The sequence below is a fragment of the Pseudarthrobacter siccitolerans genome (assembly GCF_030823375.1).
In the GTDB taxonomy this organism is placed as follows: domain Bacteria; phylum Actinomycetota; class Actinomycetes; order Actinomycetales; family Micrococcaceae; genus Arthrobacter; species Arthrobacter siccitolerans_A.
Genome location: NZ_JAUSXB010000001.1, coordinates 1,183,833 through 1,201,996, shown reverse-complemented (window position 1 = coordinate 1,201,996; position 18,164 = coordinate 1,183,833). Strand labels below are relative to the sequence as shown.

The 18,164-nt window shown below is 66.7% G+C and carries 19 protein-coding genes and 1 riboswitch; of the genes, 8 read left to right on the top strand and 11 right to left on the bottom strand.

The features are described from left to right. Window positions 1–38: 38 nt before the first annotated feature. A complete protein-coding gene (locus tag QFZ36_RS05615; RefSeq protein WP_306634581.1) occupies window positions 39–452 on the top strand; it encodes a Sec-independent protein translocase TatB in 414 nt (137 codons plus the stop codon). A gap of 31 nt (window positions 453–483) precedes the next feature. On the opposite strand, the gene QFZ36_RS05610 is transcribed toward QFZ36_RS05615, so the two are convergent. Genes QFZ36_RS05610 through QFZ36_RS05600 form a run of 3 tightly spaced genes read right to left on the bottom strand, consistent with a single transcriptional unit; the run spans window position 484 to window position 3,583 of the window. Then, window positions 484–1,623: an Mrp/NBP35 family ATP-binding protein gene (locus QFZ36_RS05610; RefSeq protein ID WP_306634579.1), complete on the bottom strand. Its 1,140-nt coding sequence runs from the start codon at window positions 1,621–1,623 to the stop codon at window positions 484–486. Further along, entirely contained in the window at window positions 1,624–2,316 is a 693-nt protein-coding gene (locus tag QFZ36_RS05605; protein ID WP_373427022.1) for a DUF1003 domain-containing protein, read from the bottom strand. Then, complete coding sequence (locus tag QFZ36_RS05600; protein WP_306634577.1) at window positions 2,300–3,583, bottom strand: magnesium transporter MgtE N-terminal domain-containing protein; 1,284 nt, start codon at window positions 3,581–3,583, stop codon at window positions 2,300–2,302. Before QFZ36_RS05600 ends, QFZ36_RS05605 begins: the two co-directional genes overlap by 17 nt. Window positions 3,584–3,660: 77 nt before the next feature. Between QFZ36_RS05600 and QFZ36_RS05595 the strand changes: the two genes are divergently transcribed. Beyond that, window positions 3,661–4,647, top strand: coding sequence for a general stress protein (locus tag QFZ36_RS05595; RefSeq protein ID WP_306634576.1), 987 nt, complete (start codon window positions 3,661–3,663; stop codon window positions 4,645–4,647). A 72-nt stretch (window positions 4,648–4,719) separates the two neighbouring features. On the opposite strand, the gene QFZ36_RS05590 is transcribed toward QFZ36_RS05595, so the two are convergent. Then, entirely contained in the window at window positions 4,720–6,300 is a 1,581-nt protein-coding gene (locus QFZ36_RS05590) for an aminopeptidase P family protein (RefSeq protein ID WP_306634575.1), read from the bottom strand. Window positions 6,301–6,380: 80 nt separating this feature from the next. On the opposite strand from QFZ36_RS05590, the gene QFZ36_RS05585 reads away from it, so the two are divergent. Continuing rightward, window positions 6,381–7,229: a PHP domain-containing protein gene (locus QFZ36_RS05585; protein WP_306634574.1), complete on the top strand. Its 849-nt coding sequence runs from the start codon at window positions 6,381–6,383 to the stop codon at window positions 7,227–7,229. A gap of 65 nt (window positions 7,230–7,294) precedes the next feature. Here QFZ36_RS05585 and QFZ36_RS05580 read toward each other — a convergent pair whose 3' ends face one another. The 4 genes from QFZ36_RS05580 to thiE form a co-directional block, all read right to left on the bottom strand. Continuing rightward, the gene (locus QFZ36_RS05580) at window positions 7,295–8,167 is read right to left on the bottom strand and encodes a DNA-methyltransferase (RefSeq protein WP_306634572.1); all 873 of its coding nucleotides are present in this window, start codon (window positions 8,165–8,167) and stop codon (window positions 7,295–7,297) included. 8 nt (window positions 8,168–8,175) lie between these two features. After that, window positions 8,176–9,873: a DEAD/DEAH box helicase gene (locus QFZ36_RS05575; RefSeq protein ID WP_306634570.1), complete on the bottom strand. Its 1,698-nt coding sequence runs from the start codon at window positions 9,871–9,873 to the stop codon at window positions 8,176–8,178. 289 nt (window positions 9,874–10,162) lie between these two features. Beyond that, window positions 10,163–11,662 (bottom strand): RNB domain-containing ribonuclease, encoded by a 1,500-nt coding sequence (locus QFZ36_RS05570; RefSeq protein ID WP_306634568.1) that lies wholly within the window; start codon window positions 11,660–11,662, stop codon window positions 10,163–10,165. An 84-nt stretch (window positions 11,663–11,746) separates the two neighbouring features. Then, on the bottom strand, window positions 11,747–12,484 hold the full coding sequence (gene thiE, locus QFZ36_RS05565; RefSeq protein WP_306634566.1) for a thiamine phosphate synthase: 738 nt from the start codon (window positions 12,482–12,484) through the stop codon (window positions 11,747–11,749). 27 nt (window positions 12,485–12,511) lie between these two features. Further along, window positions 12,512–12,630: riboswitch (TPP riboswitch) on the top strand. Here thiE and QFZ36_RS05560 point away from each other — a divergent pair. From QFZ36_RS05560 to QFZ36_RS05545, 4 genes are all read left to right on the top strand, one after another. Further along, on the top strand, window positions 12,625–14,004 hold the full coding sequence (locus tag QFZ36_RS05560; protein WP_373427021.1) for an FAD-dependent oxidoreductase: 1,380 nt from the start codon (window positions 12,625–12,627) through the stop codon (window positions 14,002–14,004). (Overlaps the previous riboswitch by 6 nt.) Beyond that, window positions 14,001–14,237 (top strand): sulfur carrier protein ThiS, encoded by a 237-nt coding sequence (gene thiS, locus QFZ36_RS05555; RefSeq protein ID WP_306634564.1) that lies wholly within the window; start codon window positions 14,001–14,003, stop codon window positions 14,235–14,237. Before QFZ36_RS05560 ends, thiS begins: the two co-directional genes overlap by 4 nt. 2 nt (window positions 14,238–14,239) lie before the next feature. Continuing rightward, window positions 14,240–15,049: a thiazole synthase gene (locus QFZ36_RS05550; RefSeq protein WP_306634561.1), complete on the top strand. Its 810-nt coding sequence runs from the start codon at window positions 14,240–14,242 to the stop codon at window positions 15,047–15,049. A gap of 56 nt (window positions 15,050–15,105) precedes the next feature. Further along, complete coding sequence (locus QFZ36_RS05545) at window positions 15,106–15,444, top strand: 4a-hydroxytetrahydrobiopterin dehydratase (protein ID WP_306634559.1); 339 nt, start codon at window positions 15,106–15,108, stop codon at window positions 15,442–15,444. A 67-nt stretch (window positions 15,445–15,511) separates the two neighbouring features. Here the strand turns inward: QFZ36_RS05545 and QFZ36_RS05540 are convergent, their stop codons facing one another. The 3 genes from QFZ36_RS05540 to QFZ36_RS05530 are packed head-to-tail and all read right to left on the bottom strand — an operon-like array spanning window position 15,512 to window position 16,795. Next, window positions 15,512–15,814: a hypothetical protein gene (locus QFZ36_RS05540; protein WP_306634557.1), complete on the bottom strand. Its 303-nt coding sequence runs from the start codon at window positions 15,812–15,814 to the stop codon at window positions 15,512–15,514. Between the two features lie 39 nt (window positions 15,815–15,853). Continuing rightward, entirely contained in the window at window positions 15,854–16,078 is a 225-nt protein-coding gene (locus QFZ36_RS05535; protein WP_306634556.1) for a DUF3107 domain-containing protein, read from the bottom strand. A gap of 51 nt (window positions 16,079–16,129) precedes the next feature. After that, complete coding sequence (locus tag QFZ36_RS05530; RefSeq protein WP_306634554.1) at window positions 16,130–16,795, bottom strand: TetR/AcrR family transcriptional regulator; 666 nt, start codon at window positions 16,793–16,795, stop codon at window positions 16,130–16,132. An 84-nt stretch (window positions 16,796–16,879) separates the two neighbouring features. Here QFZ36_RS05530 and moeB point away from each other — a divergent pair, with 84 nt between their 5' ends. Further along, window positions 16,880–18,079 (top strand): molybdopterin-synthase adenylyltransferase MoeB, encoded by a 1,200-nt coding sequence (gene moeB / locus QFZ36_RS05525; RefSeq protein WP_306634553.1) that lies wholly within the window; start codon window positions 16,880–16,882, stop codon window positions 18,077–18,079. The last annotated feature ends 85 nt before the right edge of the window (window positions 18,080–18,164 follow it).

Genomic DNA, 18,164 nt, shown 5'->3' with positions numbered 1-18,164 from the left:
ATCGTCACTGGCAGCCCGGAGAGGGTAATCTTCCTAAAGTGTTTGGAATCAACGGCCCGGAGTTCTTTCTTCTGCTGATCATTGGCGTCCTCGTGATCGGCCCCCAGCGGCTGCCCGAATACACGCAGAAACTCGCCAACCTGGTCAAGGAAGTCCGCCGGATGGCCTCCGGTGCGCGGGAACAGATCAAGGAAGAAGTGGGGATCGACATCGACGATGTCGACTGGAAGAAGTACGATCCCCGCCAGTACGATCCCCGGCGCATCATCAAAGAAGCGCTGCTCGACGACGACACCAAGCCCGTCAGCTCCGGTGCGCCTGCAGCCGTGGCCGCTGTCGCCGGTGCGGCTGCCGTCGCGGGGGCTGGCACTGCGGCTCCGCAGCGGCCGGAACGCGTGCTGCAGTCGCTCCCGCCTGGGGAAGCCGCGCCTTACGATACGGAAGCCACCTAGCCAACCGGCCCGCGGCTGCTGACCAGACAGGTCAGCGGGGCTGCAGCCCCAGCTTCAGTCCGGCCAGACCCCGCGGCTTGGCAGCCAGCCGGCCGGCAATCCCTGAAAGCGCTTCGGCCGCAGGCGTCCCGGCCTGGGCAAGCACGATCGGATTCCCGGTATCGCCGCCCTCCCGCAGCTTGATATCCAGCGGGATCTGCCCCAGCAGCGGAACGTCCTCGCCTACGGTTGCCGTCAGCCTCTCCGCGAGCACCGCCCCGCCGCCGCTTCCGAACAAATCCATCCGGCCGCCGTCGGGCATTTCCAGATACGACATGTTCTCGATCACGCCGGCCACCTTCTGCCCCGTCTGGGTGGCGATGGCGCCCGCCCGCTCCGCGACATCCGCCGCGGCAGCCTGCGGCGTGGTGACCACCAGGATCTCGGCCTTGGGCAGCAGCTGCGCCACGGAGATGGCAATGTCTCCGGTGCCGGGCGGCAGGTCCAGGAACAGGGCGTCCAGGTCGCCGAAGTACACATCGGTCAGGAACTGCTCCAGCGCCCGGTGCAGCATGGGCCCGCGCCAGGCCACCGGTTGGTTGCCGCTGACGAACATGCCGATGGATATCACCTTCACGCCGTAAGCCACCGGCGGCAGGATCATGTCGTCCACCCGGGTGGGCGCCTGGGTGATCCCCATCAGTGCCGGAACGGAGAAGCCGTAAACGTCGGCGTCAACGATCCCCACCCGCAGCCCCTGCGCGGCCAGGGCACAGGCGAGGTTGACGGTCACGGAGGACTTTCCCACGCCGCCCTTGCCGCTGGCCACTGCGTAGACCTTGGTCAGCGAGTCCGGCTGGTTGAAGGGGATTCCGCGCTGTCCGCCGGCGCCGCGGAGCAGTTCCTTGAGGGCGTCACGCTGTTCCTGGCTCATCACCTTGAGGTCAACGTCGACGGCGGCCACTCCGGGAACTGCCAGCAGCGCCTTGGTGGCGTCGGCGGTGATGGTGTCCCTCAGGGGGCAGCCCGCGATGGTGAGCAGGACCGTGAGGGTGACCAGGCCGTCGTCGGAAATTCCTACTGACTCCACCATGCCCAGTTCCGTGATGGGACGGCGGAGCTCGGGATCGATGACGGTGGCCAGGGCGGCGTTGACCGCCCCGGGGGAGGGACTGGCGGGAGGTGCGCTCAATTAACGTTCCTGGGTTGAATGGCCCGGTTTGACCCGGGGAATCTGCTGGGTGCGGGGGTTCCGCTGCCGCTCGCGCTGTTCCTTGAGTTTTTCCCTGACCTTGTCCCGCGGGGACTCGTGTTGCCCCTGACCGGTTGAATCATGGGAACGAAGCTCTTCCTGGGCTTCCAGCATGTCTTCCAGGAGCGAGCGCAGCTCGGCGCGGACGTAGTCCCTGGTTGCCACCTCACGGAGGGCGATCCGCAGCGACGCCAGTTCCCGGGTCAGGTACTCCGTGTCAGACAGGTTGCGTTCGGCGCGCTGGCGGTCCTGCTGCAGTGACACGCGGTCGCGGTCGTCCTGGCGGTTTTGCGCGAGCAGCAGCAGGGGCGCCGCGTAGGACGCCTGCAGGGACAGCATCAGGGTCAGCAGGGTGAAGCCGAGGTCGCGTGAGTCGAACTGCCATTCCAGCGGTGCCCAGGTATTCCAGGCAAGCCAGATGACGACGAACACCGTCATGTAGACCAGGAACTGCGGCGTGCCCATGAACCGGGCAAACCCCTCAGTGGCGTGGCCAAACGCGTCCGGGTCCGGGGAGAACTTGGGGAGGATCCGCTGGCGGCCGCTCAGCGGTGTGTCGAGGCTGCCGGCGGTCTTGGGGGAGGGACGCTGTACGGGGCCTTTTGGAGCACTGATGTCAGCCAATACGGCCACCGAGCCTTCTTATCGGGGCTTCACCGTCATGGGCGCGCCAGTCATCGGGCAACAGGTGATCCAGAACGTCATCCACGGTCACCGCCCCCACAAGCCGGCCGGAGTCGTTGACCACCGGAAGGGAGTTCAGGTTGTAGGTGGCCAGGGTCCGTGCCACTTCACTGATGTGTGCCTGGTCGGACAGGGGCTCCAGGTTTTTGTCCACGAGGTTGCCGAGCGACTCGAAGGGCGGGAAGCGGAGGAGCTGCTGGATGTGGACTACGCCCAGGAACCGGCCGGTGGGCGTCTCCAGCGGGGGCCGGGCAATAAAGATGGAGGAAGCAAGCGCGGGAGAAAGTTCCTCGCGCCGCACATGCGCAAGGGCCTCGGCAACCGTGGCCTCGGGCGGCAGGATCACCGGCACGGGCGTCATCAGGCCGCCGGCGGTGTCCTCGTCGTATTCCAGGAGGCGCCGGACGTCCTCTGCACCCTCGGGCTCCATCAGCTGGAGCAGTTCTTCGGCCTGGGCGGAAGGGAGTTCGCCCAGGAGGTCGGCGGCGTCGTCGGGGTCCATCTCCTCCAACACGTCGGCGGCACGCTGCACGTCCAGGGCGGAGAGGATCTCCACCTGGTCGTCCTCCGGAAGCTCCTGCAGGACGTCGGCCAGCCGTTCGTCCTGGAGCTCGCTGGCCACCTCGAAACGGCGTTTATCGCTCATCTCCTGGAGCGCTTCGGCGAAGTCGGCAGGCTTGAGGTCCTCATGGTTTGCCACGAACTGGGTGGCGGCCTGCGGCTCCGTACGGGGGCCCTGCAGGGCGTCGGCCCAGTCGATGATCAGGGTTTCGTTGCGGCGCAGCCGGCTCAGCGGCGAGAGCGAGTGGCCCCGCCGGACAAAAAGCTTGCTGACGAACCAGTCGTGGGAGCGGCTCTGGTCCATGGCGATGTCCTCGATGGTGGCATCGCCGCTGCCGTCCCGGAGGGTGACGCGCCGGTCGAACATCTCGGCCACCACCAGCGTTTCGGCGCCGCGCTGTTCAAAGCGGCGCAGATTGACCAGGCCGGTGCAGATGACCTGCGTCTGGTCGATGGAGGTAATCCGCGTCATGGGCACAAAGACCCGCTTCTTCCCGGGGACTTCCACCACGATGCCCACCACGTGCGGGGCTCCCTGGGTGCCGCGGGAGAGCACAACGACATCGCGCAGCCGGCCCAGCCGGTCGCCCAGCGGGTCGAAGACGTCGAGTCCCAGCAGGCGCGCCACGAAGACGCGGGTAGGTGTTGTGCTCACTCCTACAGGCTACCGAGTCTGCTCTCTTTTAGCTGAATTTACAGGCGGCACACATGCTCATGGGCAAGAATGGGACTATGGCAAACATATTTGGTGCTCCCAAGGCTGGCGGCCCCAACGGCATGGACGAAGCCAGGGCCGTTCCCACCGGCGACACCGTCGGCTCCTACACCTCTTACCTGGATGCCCAGAAGGCGGTGGACTACCTCGCGGACCAGCAGTTCCCCGTGCAGATGGTGTCCATCGTGGGCAACGAACTGAAGATGGTGGAGCGGGTCACGGGGCGCCTGAGCTACCCCCGGGTTGCCCTGTCCGGTGCGTTGAGCGGCATGTGGTTCGGCCTGTTCGTGGGCGTGATGCTCTCCTTCTTCGCACCGTCACCGGGGTACTTCTCCATCCTGACATCCGTGCTGATGGGTGCTGCGTTCTTTATGCTCTTTGGCATCGTCACCTACGCGATGCAGCGGGGAAAGCGCGACTTCACCTCCACCAGCCAGGTGGTGGCCACCAGCTATGACGTCATCGTGGCGCCCGAGGCCGCGCACGAGGCCCGCAGGCTCCTGCAGCAGCTGCCCATGACGCGCTCGGACGCTGCCGCCGGCAACGGTCCTTACACGCAGCGGGATTATCACAACCAGCCCTACCAGCAGCCGGGCCAAGGGCCTGCCCGCCCCTCCGGCTGGAACGATCCGTACGGCCAGTCGTCCGCTGAGTCCGCGCAGGAGAGCCCGGTCTATGGTGCGCCGGTAGAACAGCCGCACGACGACGGCCCGCAGCAGGCTTCCCCCGCGCCGTCACGGGCAGTGCGTTACCCGGACCTGCCCGACGGCCGGCCACAGTACGGCGTCCGGCTTCCGGAAAGCGGTCCTCACGCGAATGCGCAGGCCGGTCCGCAGCAGCCTGCCGCCCAGTATCCGGAAGGCCAGCGGCTTCACGGCCAGCACCTTGCCGGCCCGGCCGACGGCGGGGAGCCGGCGGACCAGCGGCCCGCGGACGAGCAGCGCCCGGTCGACGAACAGCGTCCGGTCGACGAACGGCGCCAGTCAGGCGATCCGCGGCAGTAGCCGTTCTCCCGGCACAAAAAAGCGGGGCCACCGGGTGATTTCCGGTGGCCCCGCTTTCGTTTTCTGCAGTTCCTAGTGGGTGCCGTCCGCTTCGCGGTAGATGCCGGCCATCCAGTTCTCCACGTCGTCGGCTTTGCGCGGCAGGGCAGCGCTCAGGTTGACCGGGCCTTCGGCGGTCATCAGGATGTCGTCCTCGATCCGTACTCCGATGCCGCGGTATTCAGCGGGGATCGCAAGGTCCTCTTCCTTGAAGTACAGGCCCGGTTCGATGGTGAACACCATGCCCTCGGTGAGGACGCCGTCCAGGTAGAGCTCCCGTTTGGCCTGGGCGCAATCGTGGACGTCAAGGCCCAGATGGTGGCTCGTGCCGTGCGGCATCCACCGGCGGTGCTGCTGCCCCTCCGGGCTGATGGCCTCCTCCACGCTGACGGGCAGCAGTCCCCATTCAGCGAGCCGCTCGGCCAACACAGTGGTGGCAGCGGTGTGGATGTCGCGGAATTTTGTGCCGGGCTGTGCCGCGGCGAAACCGGCGTCTGCAGCATCCAGGACGGCCTCGTAGACCTTGCGCTGGACGTCGCTGAACACGCCGGTGGCCGGCAGGGTCCGCGTGATGTCGGCGGTGTAGAGCGAGTCGGCTTCCACCCCGGCGTCCACCAGCAGCAGCTCGCCGGCATTGATCCTGCCGGTGTTGCGGGTCCAGTGCAGGACGGTGGCGTTGTTGCCCGAGGCCGCGATGGTGTCATAGCCCAGTTCGTTGCCCACCTCGCGGGCGCGGGCGAAGAAAGCCCCTTCCACTACCCGTTCCCCACGGGCATGCGTGAGCGCCCGGGGGAGGGCCTTCACTACCTCTTCGAAACCTTCCACCGTGGCGGCCACGGCGAGCTCCATCTGCTCGATCTCCCACCCGTCCTTGAGCAGGCGCAGCTCGGAGAGGGCTTCGCTGAGCTTCTCATCCAGGGCATCGAGGACGCCGAGGTCCAGGTTGTCCGGGTCCTTGGCGGTGTTGTACCGGGCAGTGTCCACCAGGGCATCAATGTTCTCGTCCACCTTGCGGACCAGGCGGATGGAGATGCCGCCGATCTCGGGGGCACCCACATCCTTGGTGATGGCAGCTTCGAGCTGGTCGATGTGGGCCGTGGCCAGGCCCAGGCGGGCCTCGAACTCGGCCAGCGTGGGGCGCGCCCCGATCCAGAACTCGCCGGATCGCGAATCGGCATAGAACTGTTCGGTATCGCGCCCGGCCAGGGGGCGGAAGTACAGCGTGGCACGGTGGTTCGCGCCGTCGTCGCCCTTTCCTTCCCCAACAGGCTCGAGGATCAGGACGGCGTCCGGCTCATGGTCAAGGCCCAGACCGGTGAGGTGGGCAAAGCCTGAGTGGGGGCGGAAGCGGTAATCGCAGTCGTTGGAGCGGACTTTCAAGGGTCCGGCCGGGATGACCAGGCGTTCGCCTTTGAACTGGTCGGAGATGGCCTTGCGCCGGGTCGCGGCGTAAGTGGCCACCGCGTCGCGGGCCGGGAGTTCCTGGCTGGACGGCGCCCAGTTGCTGGCCATAAAGGCCTTGAAGGCGTCGGAACTGGGCCGCTGGGAGCGGTTGTTGACGCGCTCGTCCAGGGGCTGGGAAGCAGAATCGGGGGTGTTATCGGCATCGTTCACGGCACCATCGTCTCACCAGCATGAAGGCTTGTGCGAATACCTGCATGAACAGGTGAGGCGCTGTCTACTAGGCTGGGGAGGTGAGGATTGACCTGCATGCCCACTCCAACGTTTCCGACGGCACGGAAAAACCTGCCGACGTGATGGCATCCGCCGCGCGTGCAGGGCTGGACGTGGTGGCACTGACCGACCATGACTCCACGGCGGGCTGGGCGGAGGCCGCCGCTGCTGCAGTAGAGCACGGTGTTGCCCTGGTGCCCGGCATGGAGGTTTCCTGCCGGACCGAGCAGGGGATCAGCGTCCACCTCCTGAGCTACCTGCATGACCCCGAACATGCGGGGCTGCTGGAGGAAATCACCAAGGCCAAGGATGCCCGGCACACCCGTGCCGAGCGAATGGTCAGCCTGCTGGCGGAGGACTACCCACTGACTTGGGACGACGTCATCCACCATGTGGCGCCCGGAGCCACGCTGGGCCGCCCCCACATCGCCGACGCACTCGTGGCCGCCGGCGTGGTGGAGGACCGCTCAGAGGCATTTGCCTCCATCCTCACCTCGCGGTCCCGCTACTTCATCCAGCATTACGCGCCGGACCCGGCCACCGCCGTCGAACTGGTCCGCGCTGCCGGCGGCGTCCCCGTGTTCGCCCACCCGGTGGCGTCGTCCCGTGGCCGGATCGTGGGCGAGCGGGTCTACCAGGAGATGATCGACGCCGGGCTGGCCGGCCTGGAGATCAACCACCGCGACAACCCGGAGGAAGGCCGCGGGTTCCTGCGCCGCCTCGCCGCCAAGCATGACCTGCTGATCACCGGGTCCTCCGACTATCACGGGACCGGCAAACCAAACCTGCTTGGCGAAAACATGACCGCCCCTGAGGTCCTGGCCCGGATTGAGGAACTCGGGACCGGGACCGCCGTCGTCCGCCCCTGACCCCGCCCCCGACCAGGTAGCGCCAACCAGGCGTTTTGAACCCTCAAAACGAGACTTGGCGGTACCTAGCTAGGCGGGAAGGACGTGAACTCGGCGTGCGCACCCAAACGCTTGGCCATAATGTCGATCGCAGGCTGGTTCTGGTCCACGCACACAAACTTCCGGCCGAGCTTCGCGGAGACGGCCCCCAGCGTTCCTGAACCGGCGAAGAAGTCCAGGCACCAGTCGCCGGGCCGGCTGGAGGCTGCCACGACCCGGCGGACCAGCCCCTCCGGCTTCTGCGTTGGGTAGCCGGTTTTTTCCTTGCCCGTGGGGGAGACGATGGTGTGCCACCAGACGTCCGTGGGCAGCTTGCCCAGTTCGCGTTTGGCAGGGGTGACAAGCCCGGGCGCCATGTAGGGTTCCCGGTCCACCTCTGCGCTGTCGAAGTGGTATTTCGCCGGGTTTTTGACGTACACGAGGATGTTGTCGTGCTTGGTGGGCCAGCGGTTCTTGGCCCGGGCCCCGTAGTCGTAGGCCCAGATGATCTCGTTCAAAAAGCACTCGCGGCCGAAGATCGCATCCAGCATCACCTTGGCATAGTGCACCTCGCGGTAGTCCAGGTGCAGGTACAGCGTTCCGTCTTCGGCCAGCAGGCGCCACGCCTCAACGAGCCGCGGCTCAAGGAAGGACCAGTAGTCGCTGAAAGCGTCGTCGTAGCGGTGCAGTGCGCCCTTGATGGTGTCGTAGGAGCGCCCTTTGAATCCGAAGCGGTCCCCTGTGCCCTCCGCGTTGGCCACCATGGTGGTCTGCTGGCGCTGCTGGGGCCGGCCGGTATTAAACGGCGGATCCACGTATATGAGTGTGAAGGCGCCGTCCGGCAGCGAGGGGAGGAACTCCGCGTTGTCCGCGTGAACCACCAGGCTGCTGCCGTCCGGCGCCCAGACGGTGTCAGTCATGAAGGGTATTAGGCCTCGGTGCTGCCAGGCTGCGCGGTATTTTCGCCGGCCACTACCTCGCCGTTGCGGCGGCGGGTCCGTGTGCGGGGGCGCCGTGTACGCGAGGGCTGTTCCGTGTCGGTCGTTGCCGGGGTTTCGCTGGCAGCGGCAGGGTTTTCGGCTGCGTCGGACGTACGACGGCGGCGCTCACCGGAGCGGCTTGTGTCGCCCCCGGTGCGTCCGCCTTCGCGGTTTCCGCCCCGGCCTTCGCGGCCACGGTTGTCCCGTTCGCGGTTGTCCCGTTCACGGGGACGTCCGCCGTCGCGGCCGCTGCGGGTGTTTTTCTTGCCGGTCTCGCCCAGGTCTTCAAGGACCTCGGCGTCAACCCCGGCAAGGGTGCGCTTGTCGCGCGGCAAACGGCCCTTGGTTCCCTCGGGGATGTCCAGGTCCTCGTAGAGGTGCGGCGAGGACGAGTACGTTTCAATGGGTTCAGGCACGCTCAGGCCCAACGCCTTGTTGATCAGGCCCCAGCGCGGCATGTCGTCCCAGTCCACGAAGGTGACGGCAGTGCCCTTGTTGCCGGCGCGGCCGGTGCGGCCTACGCGGTGCAGGTAGATCTTCTCGTCTTCCACGCACTGGTAGTTGATGACGTGGGTGACGTCCTCGACGTCGATGCCGCGGGCAGCGACGTCGGTTGCCACGAGGACGTCCACCTTGTTGTTGCGGAAGGCCCGGAGAGCCTGCTCACGGGCGCCCTGGCCCAGGTCGCCATGGATGGCGGCGGCAGCGAACCCGCGGTCCACCAGCTCCTCGGCCACCTTGGCGGCGGTGCGCTTGGTCTTGGTGAAGATGATGGTGCGTCCGCGGCCCCTGGCCTGGAGGATGCGGGCCACCACCTCGATCTTGTCCATGCTGTGGGCGCGGTAGATCAGCTGGCGGATATCGCGCTTGGTCAGGCCTTCATCCTCCGGATCCGCTGCGCGGATGTGGGTGGGCTGCGTCATGTAGCGGCGGGCCATGGCGATGACGGGACCGGGCATGGTGGCGGAGAACAGCAGGGTCTGGCGCACCGCCGGCGTCGCGGCGATGAGGGTTTCGACGTCCGGCAGGAAGCCCAGGTCAAGCATCTCGTCCGCTTCGTCCAGGATGACGATCTTGACGTTCTTCAGGCTCAGGTGCTTCTGCTTGAAGAGGTCGATGAGGCGGCCCGGGGTGCCCACCACAACCTCCACGCCATTCTTCAGGGCTTCCACCTGGGGCTCATACGCGCGGCCGCCATAGATGGTCGCGATGCGGGCGTTCCGCTTGCGGGAGGCGGTTTGCAGGTCATTGGCCACCTGCACCGCGAGTTCGCGGGTGGGGACGATGACCAGGGCCTGCGGCGCGCCGGGGACCGCGAGCTTTTCGTAGCCGGGATCGTCCTGGCCCACTACCCGCTGGAGGGCGGGGATGCCGAATCCAAGGGTCTTGCCGGTGCCGGTCTTGGCCTGGCCGATGATGTCATGGCCGGACAGCGCCACCGGCAGGGTCATGGCCTGGATGGGGAAAGGGTGGGTGATTCCGGCGTCGGCCAGGGATTCCACGATGTCGGCGCGCACGTTGTAGTCCGCGAAGGATTTTTCCGCAATCTCGTGGGGCTTCTCGTCCGAGATGATGGTCTCTTCCGGCTCGATGGTCTCGGTGCCGGACTCGTCGGTCAGAAGCTGGTGGGTATGCAATTCACTCACTGGGGAGTTTCCTTATTCATTTGGGCATTGGCGCTGCCTGCTCAACGGGCCTGCCGTCAGGCGGTTCCGGAGCACGCTCGGGCGCACAAGCAATTCCAGTGGAAGCCGATCGCGGGCTATCTAAATGCTGGCACTGGTGACCAACGGGTAAATCTCAAGATCGCGTAGGGGCGGGCTTGTTGGTTTCAAATCAAGGAAATCAACGACCGGGCATCCATTTCTACACCTTCAGTCTAGCCGCAGGGAGCCCAAATACCGGCTTTGGCTCTTCCAGGGAACTTTGCCGCCGCTACTGCACCAGCTCGAAATGGACTTCGCGTGTTGCGATATCCGACGAAAGAAGGCGCACCCGGACCTTGGTTCCGGGCTCCAGTTCACCGGCACAGCGGGCGGTCACGGCGGGGTCCCTGATCTGGATGATCCCTGAACCGCCGTTGCCGTTGCCGTTCTTCCCGGTCCCGTTGCCGTTGCCGTTGCCGTTTTTGCCGTTTTCTTTTTGCGGCTTCGACCCGGAAATCACAATCGCTTCGAACTCCTGGCCCACGTGGTTGACCAGCAGCGCAGCCTCCACCGTGTCCAGGGCCATCCGCTCCATCCGCGACGCCAGCTGGTCCGAACCGGCCATGATCTCCGGCAGGGTTGGCAGCGCTTCCCGCGCCCAGCCCGGCACCTTCCCGCCGTTGCTCAAGGCCTCGCAGATGACCAGGACAAAGCGGTCAACCAGGCGTCGCAACGGAGCAGTGGTGTGCGCGTAGGCGGCACCGATGGCAGACTGGACGGCCTCTTCCGGCACGGAACCGTCAAAGGCTGTGTAGGCGGCGCCGCGGAACAGCATGCCGGCGGAGTGCATGATGGACAGCTGGCGGGGATCGGTGGGGTCCAGGCTCCGCAGGTATTCCCCGTAGTTGACTTCGCCGTCCCAGGGCTTGCCCAGGGCTTCGGTCTGCAGCCGGAAATGGTTCAGGGAGCGCTCGTCCGGGGACGGCATGGTGCGCAGGATGCCCACCTTACCCGTGAGCATGAGGCGGGCGGCCGTCATTCCCGTCAGCAACGAGATCTGCGCGTTCCAGTCCTCCACGGGAAGCTGGGGAGCGGCGTCAATCCGGTAGCCGCCGTCGGGCAGCTGGACGATCTCCTGATCGGGCATGTTCAGGCTGGCGCCCCCGCGGGCCCGCTCCAGCTCCACACGCTTGAGCCCCACCTCTTTGAGGAGCCGCAGCACCGGCGGGGCGGTCCCGGCGTCGAGTTGGGCCTGCGCGCCCTTGTAGCTGAGCTTGGCCCGGCTGCGGATACGTGCCCGCCGGACGGCGGCAGACGTGACCTCGGCGGCACCGTCGAGCCGGAAATCCCAGACGAACGCAGAGCAGTCCTGGTCAGGAAGGAGGCTGCCGGCCTGCTCACTGATGATTTCCGGATGCAGCGGGATCCGTCCGTCCGGGGCATAGAACGTCTGCCCGCGGCGGCGTGTTTCCGCGTCCAAAGGTCCGCCGGGCGTCACGAACGCCGGCACATCCGCGATGGCGTAAAGCACGTGGTACCCGTCGGCGTCGGGCTCTATGAACAAAGCCTGGTCCAGGTCGGTGGAGGACGCAGGATCGATAGTGACGAACTCGACGGCGGTCAGGTCGTAGGCGGGAAGCTGCAGGGCTTCCACGGCTGCTTTGGCGTCCGCCACGGCCTCGTCCGGGTACGGGCCGGGCAGCTCCAGCTCGGCGCGCAGCGCACCAAGTGCCGCCTCGAGCGCGTTTTTGTGCTCGTGGACGTTGGGAGCCAGCCGATGGTGTGACACGAAAATCAGCCTAACTCGAATTCCCGCCATAATGCAGGCATCCTGGCCGGGAGCGGACCAGTGCGAAACGCTGCGTCAGGAGCCTCAGGTAGCGGGGGCGTCCAGGGCGGCAAGGAGTGAAGCGGCGGCGGCTGCCGGATCGTCGGCTTCCGTGATGGCGCGGACCACCACGATCCGCCGGGCGCCCGCTTCCACCACTTGCTCCACGTTGCCGTGGTCGATACCGCCGATGGCAAACCAGGGGACACCGCCGTCGGCCTGTCCTTCCTGCGCCGACGCGCGCGCAGCCCCGGCAGCGTACTTCACCAGCTCAAGCCCCACGGCGCTCCGTCCCGGCTTGGTGGGGGTTGCCCACACCGGGCCAACGCAGAAGTAGTCCAGCCCCGCCGGACCGGCGGCCGCGGCGAGGGCGGCGTCCACTTGCGCGGGAGCGTGGCTTGACAGGCCGATGGCCGCGTTGCCGTTGAGCAGGGTGCGGGCGGCGGCCAGGGGCAGGTCCTTCTGGCCAATGTGGAACACCGGTGCCCCGGACAGCACCGCGATGTCCGCCCGGTCGTTGACAGCCCACAGCCTGCCATGCCGCTCCGCGGTTTCCTTCAGGACGGCCAGGAGCTCCAGCTCCTCGGCGGCCTCGATGGATTTGTCCCGGAGCTGGATGATGTCCACTCCGCCGGCAAACGCGGCATCCACGAACTGCCCGAAATCGCCGCGGTCCTTCCGGGCATCCGTGCAGAGGTACAGGCGCGCCGTGCTGAGGCCATTGCTGATCTTGGTAGTGCTGAGGACATCGGTTGCGGCGGCAGGAGTGTGGGACACATTCATGGGGGCAAGCCTAGTTCCTCTACACTTGCCTCGTACTGCGGGAGCCTGCGGCAGCTGTCACAAAGCGCCGGGCTGAGAGGGCGTCAGAGCCGACCGCTTGACCTGATCCGGCTAGTACCGGCGTAGGGAAGGAGACACACTTGGGCGCACCATCCAAGCCCGGCGCAGCGGAACAGCTATCTGCGCCTGCCGGCGCCATCCGCGCCGATGTCGCCGTAATCGGCGGCGGAGTCATCGGCCACGGCATCGCCTGGGAGGCGAAACGCTCGGGACGTTCCGTGGTGCTCATCGATGACGCACCGGGCTCCGGGGCCAGCTGGGCTGCCGCCGGAATGCTGGCCCCCGTCAGCGAGCTGCACTACCAGGAGGAGGACCTCCTCGAACTGATGCTGGACGCTTCGGCCCGCTGGCCCGCATTTGTTGCCGGCCTCCGCGTCGCATCAGGTGCTGATCCGGGATACATCACGACGCCGACCCTCGCCGTGGGCGCCGACGCCGCCGACCGCCGTGCGCTGATGGACCTGCGCGCCGTGCAGCAGGCCAACGGACTCACCGTGGAACCCCTCACCGTCCGCGAAGCCCGCAAACGGGAAGCGCTGCTTAGCCCGGCCATCGCCTGCGCACTGGACACCCCGGCAGACCACCAGGTGGACCCGCGGCTGCTGGTGGACTGCCTCCGCCGCGGCCTCGCTGACTCCGGCAGCGGGAACGGAACCCGCAACGAAGGTCCCGTCAGCGGGATTGGAGGAAGCGGCACGGCAGCAGCCGGCGCCGTCGACGGCTATGCAGTGCCGGAGAAGGCACAAGCGCTGCTGTGGCAGGACGGCGCGGTTGCGGGCGTTCAGCTTGCCGGCGGGGGAACCGTGCTTGCCGGCGAAACGGTCGTGGCGAACGGGCTGCACGCTGCAGAACTGGAGTCCCTGCCCGAGGGCCTGCACCTTCCGCTGCGGCCCGTCTATGGGGACATCCTGCGGCTCGCAGTGCCCCCGCATCTGCGGCCGCTGGTGACGTCCACCGTCCGGGGGCTGGTGCATGGCGTTCCGGTGTATATCGTTCCGCGCCGGGACGGCACCGTGGTGATCGGGGCAACGCAGCGCGAAGACGCACCGTCCGCCGCCGGCGCAGTTTCCGCCGGCGGCGTCTACCAGCTCCTCCGCGACGCGCAGGTGCTGCTTCCCGCCGTCGCCGAACTTGAACTCCTGGAGTGCACCGCCCGGGCACGCCCCGGAACGCCGGACAACGCACCGCTGCTGGGCCGGGTACCCGCCCCGGACGGCGCGGGCCAGGCTGGCAAACACGTTCGCGGCCTCATCATCGCCACCGGGTTCTTCCGCCACGGCGTCCACCTGGCGCCGGCCGCCGCCGCCATCTGCCGGGACCTCCTGGACGGCCGCGAGGACCCCCGCTGGGCGCCCTTCAACCCCGCCCGCTTTGCCGGCGCCGCAACCGCCCGCGCCGCAACCACCCCCCTCCCAACAGGCCGCCTGAGCCACCAACCGCAGACAAAGGAAACAGTATGAACATCACCTTGAACGGAACGCTGCACCCCGTGCCGGACGGTGCTTCCATCACGCTGCTCGTCAGCCAGGTCACCGGCCGGCCCCTCGGTGCAGACGGCCAGGCCACGGACGGGCAAAAACTCGGCGTGGCCGTGGCACACAACGCCCAGGTAGTACCGCGCAGCCAGTGGTTCGCCACCGCGCTCGCGGACGGCGACGAGGTTGAACTCGTCACGGCTGTGCAGGGAGGCTGACCATGAGCGAAACCACTACCGCTGCAGCCCCCTCCGTGCTGCAGGATCCGCTGGTCATCGACGGAGTGGAACTGGAATCCAGGCTCATTATGGGCACGGGCGGCGCGCCCAGCCTCGACGGCCTGGGCGCAGCGCTCCTGGCCTCCGGCACGGGCCTGACCACGGTGGCCATGCGCCGCTACTCTCCCGCGGAGACGGGCTCGCTGTTCCAGCTGCTGGTGGACCACGGCATCCGGGTGCTGCCCAACACGGCAGGCTGCTTCACCGCCCGGGACGCCGTGCTGACAGCCGAGCTGGCCCGTGAGGCGCTGGAAACCGACTGGGTGAAACTGGAAGTCATCGCGGACGAACAGACCCTCCTGCCGGACGCCGTCGAACTGGTGGATGCCACCGAACAGCTCGTCAACAGGGGCTTCAAGGTGTTCGCCTACACCAACGACGATCCTGTCCTGGCCCTCCGGCTCGAGAACCTCGGGGCCACTGCAGTGATGCCGCTCGGGGCGCCCATCGGTACGGGCCTGGGCATCCTGAACCCGCACAACATTGAACTGATTGTGTCCCGGGCCTCGGTCCCTGTGGTCCTCGACGCTGGAATCGGCACCGCCTCGGACGCCGCCCTGGCCATGGAGCTGGGCTGCGATGCCGTCCTGCTCGCCACGGCGGTCACCCGGGCACAGAATCCTGCCCTGATGGGGGAGGCCTTCAAACACGCAGTCATCGCCGGTAGGCTGGCGAAAGCGGCCGGCCGGATACCGCGCCGCGAACATGCACTGGCGTCGTCGGCCATGGAAGGCCGGGCAGAGTTCCTGTAGGCCTTCCGGGTTACCGGCGGCAGCCCAAGCCAGCGCCCGACGGAAGAGGAGCAGCCATGGCCGCCACAGACGTGCTTACCCCCGAACGGCTCGAGGACGCCCTGGCCGTCCTGCCGCACTGGCGCTACCACGAGGGCGCCCTCGTAACGGTGTACAAGATGCCCACGTCGGCTGCTGCACTCAAGCTGGTTGCCGCCGTCGGGCGCCTCGCCGAGGAACAAAACCACCACCCGGACCTGGACTGGCGGTACAACAGGGTGTTCCTCCGCTACACGTCGCATGATGCCGGGGGAGAGGTCACCGCCCGCGACGTGGGGGCGGCGGAGGCCGTGAGTGAAGCGGCTGCGGCGGTCCATGCCGTTGCGGAGCCGGCCAAGCATCCCGCCGGCGCCTAGCCCGGCTTAAACGCCCGTGACCACTGCCGGCGGCAGTGGTCACGGGTACTTGCGTGAGTTCTTGAGGCTAGAGCTTCAGCGCCGCAGTAAGCCGTTCCAGATCCCGTTTGGCGCGGGTGCGGCCCAGGTAGATGACGGCCGCCACGGCCGCCGCTGATCCGATCACCATAGGGAGGACCCACGGCATCCAGGTCAGCCCTGGCCGGTAACCAAAGCCAGCGGTCACCAGGATGATCCAGCTCAACGCGCCCACACCCACGGCAACTCCGGCCGGCACGCCAACGCCGTATTTTGTGTGGCGTTTGTCGTTGGCCCAGACGATGAAACCTGCGGCAGCTGTTACCAGCACCACGATGGTCAACGAAAGCATGGCCCTCCTCTGAATACTCGCCTTGTTAGAAGGTGCGGGCTAGAACTGGCCGAACCCTACGCGGCGGACTTCTTCAGCACCGATTTCCACGTAGGCCAGTGCCTTACCGGGAACAATGATCAGGCGTCCCTTGTCATCCTTCAGGCGCAGGTCGCCGCCGTTGCTGATGGCTTCCTGGACCACCTTGGCCACCGAGTCTGCATCATCATTTGACTCCAGCACAATTTCGCGGCCAACGTTCTGAACGCCGATCTTAATCTCCACAGGGGGCCTCCCAGCCAGTTCACGTTTCTCGGGTTATGTCTTATTTGTAGTCTAGGACTCTTTGGGGAAGCGAGAGATTCCGCGCCAAGCTAAACGGTAGATGAGGTCACTGGCCACATCGAGGTCCAGATTGCCGTCCGTTTCCAGCCAGTACCGGGCACTGACGTGGGCCATGCCGGCAAGGCCGCGCCCCAGCAGCTCTGCCTCCAGGTGCGGAAGCTTGGTGTCTTCTGCGATGACGCGGGCAATGGCATCGGCGAAGGTCCGGTTGAAGGTTTCCAGCCGTGAGCTGACATCCGGATCATTGATGAGGTCTGACTCGAACACCAGCCGGTGGGCCTGGTCATCGTTGGCGATGAACTGGAAATAGGCCCTCATCACGGCCTGCACCCGTTCGTCGTTGTCCGTGGTGGAGTTCAGCGCCCCCAGCATCAGCTCGGTCAGGGAGGCCAGATGGCTTTCGAGCAGGGCCAGGTACAGCTCCCGCTTCGAAGGAAAGTGTTGGTAAAGGACGGGCTTGCTGACGTGGGCGGTCTCGGCGATCTCGTCCATGGCCGCGCCGTGGTAGCCGTTGGCAACAAAAACTTCCTGCGCTGCGGAAAGGAGTTGTGCGCGTCTTTCGTCCCTGGGAAGCCGGGCGGAGCGTTGCCCGGCGGGGCGTGAGGCGGTTTGCGGTTCGGCTGCGGACGGGCGCCCAGCCCGTGCTTCATGGACCACAGTTGTCCTTCTTTCCCTTGCAGTTACCCCCACTCTACTTCGGGGTAATATGACCGGGTGGTATCCCGGGGCATACATTGAAGTATGGCTTCGACATCCACCGCAAATGTTTCAACAGTTTCACTGGATCCGCTGGTTGAACCGGCAGGTGAGCTCACTCCGGCAGAGGTGGAACGCTACTCGCGGCACCTCATCATTCCCGAGATCGGCGCCCTGGGGCAGCGGCGGCTCAAGAATGCGAAGGTGCTGGTCATCGGTGCAGGCGGGCTGGGATCGCCGGCGCTGCTGTACCTCGCTGCCGCGGGCGTGGGAACGCTGGGCATTATTGACGACGACGTTGTTGACCTCAGCAACCTGCAGCGCCAGGTCATCCACGGGGTCGCAGATGTGGGCCGGCCGAAGATCGAGTCGGCGCGGGACGCGATCGCTGCCCTCAACCCGCTGGTGGAAGTCCGGCTGCACAACGTCCGGCTGGACGCCTCCAACGCCCTGGAGCTGTTCGCCGGCTACGACCTGATCCTGGACGGGGCCGACAACTTCGCCACCCGCTACCTGGTGAACGACGCCGCCGCCATCCTGGGCAAGCCCTACGTCTGGGGCTCCATCTTCCGGTTCGACGGCCAGGTCAGCGTCTTCTGGGAAAAGCATGGGCCCACCTACCGCGACCTCTACCCTGAAGCGCCGCCCGCCGGTTCTGTGCCCTCATGCGGCGAGGGCGGAGTGTTCGGCATGCTCTGCGCCGCCGTGGGATCGCTGATGGTGACGGAGGCAGTCAAGCTGATCACCGGCGTCGGACGTTCACTGCTGGGGCGCGTGGCACTGTTTGACGCCCTGGGCGGAAGCTGGCGCGAGATCCGCGTTTCGAAGGACCCGGCGGCGGCGCCGATTACGGAGCTGACGGACTACGAGGCCTTCTGCGGCATAGCCCCGGCGGCACCATCGGACACGGAACACACCGTCACGGCAACCCAGCTGGCCACCATGCTCGCCTCACGGAAGGCGGGACTGAAAGACTTTGAACTGGTGGATGTCCGGGAATCGGGGGAGTACGACATCGTCCGGATTGACGGGGCAACGCTGATCCCGCAGGGCCGGATCCTCGCCGGCGAGGCGTGGAATGAACTCCCGCAGGACCGGGACATCGTGTTCCACTGCAAGGCCGGGACCCGATCGGCCAACGTGCTGGCCGCGGCGCAGAAGGCAGGCTACCAGCGGGTCAGCCATCTCGACGGCGGAATTCTCGCCTGGGTGCGCGAGGTGGAACCCCACAAACCCGTCTACTAGGCCGGAACCCCACTCGAACGCGCCATCACGTTTCGCCCGTATTCGACCAACGCCCTCTCACTTTTGGCGCCGACCTGAAGGACGC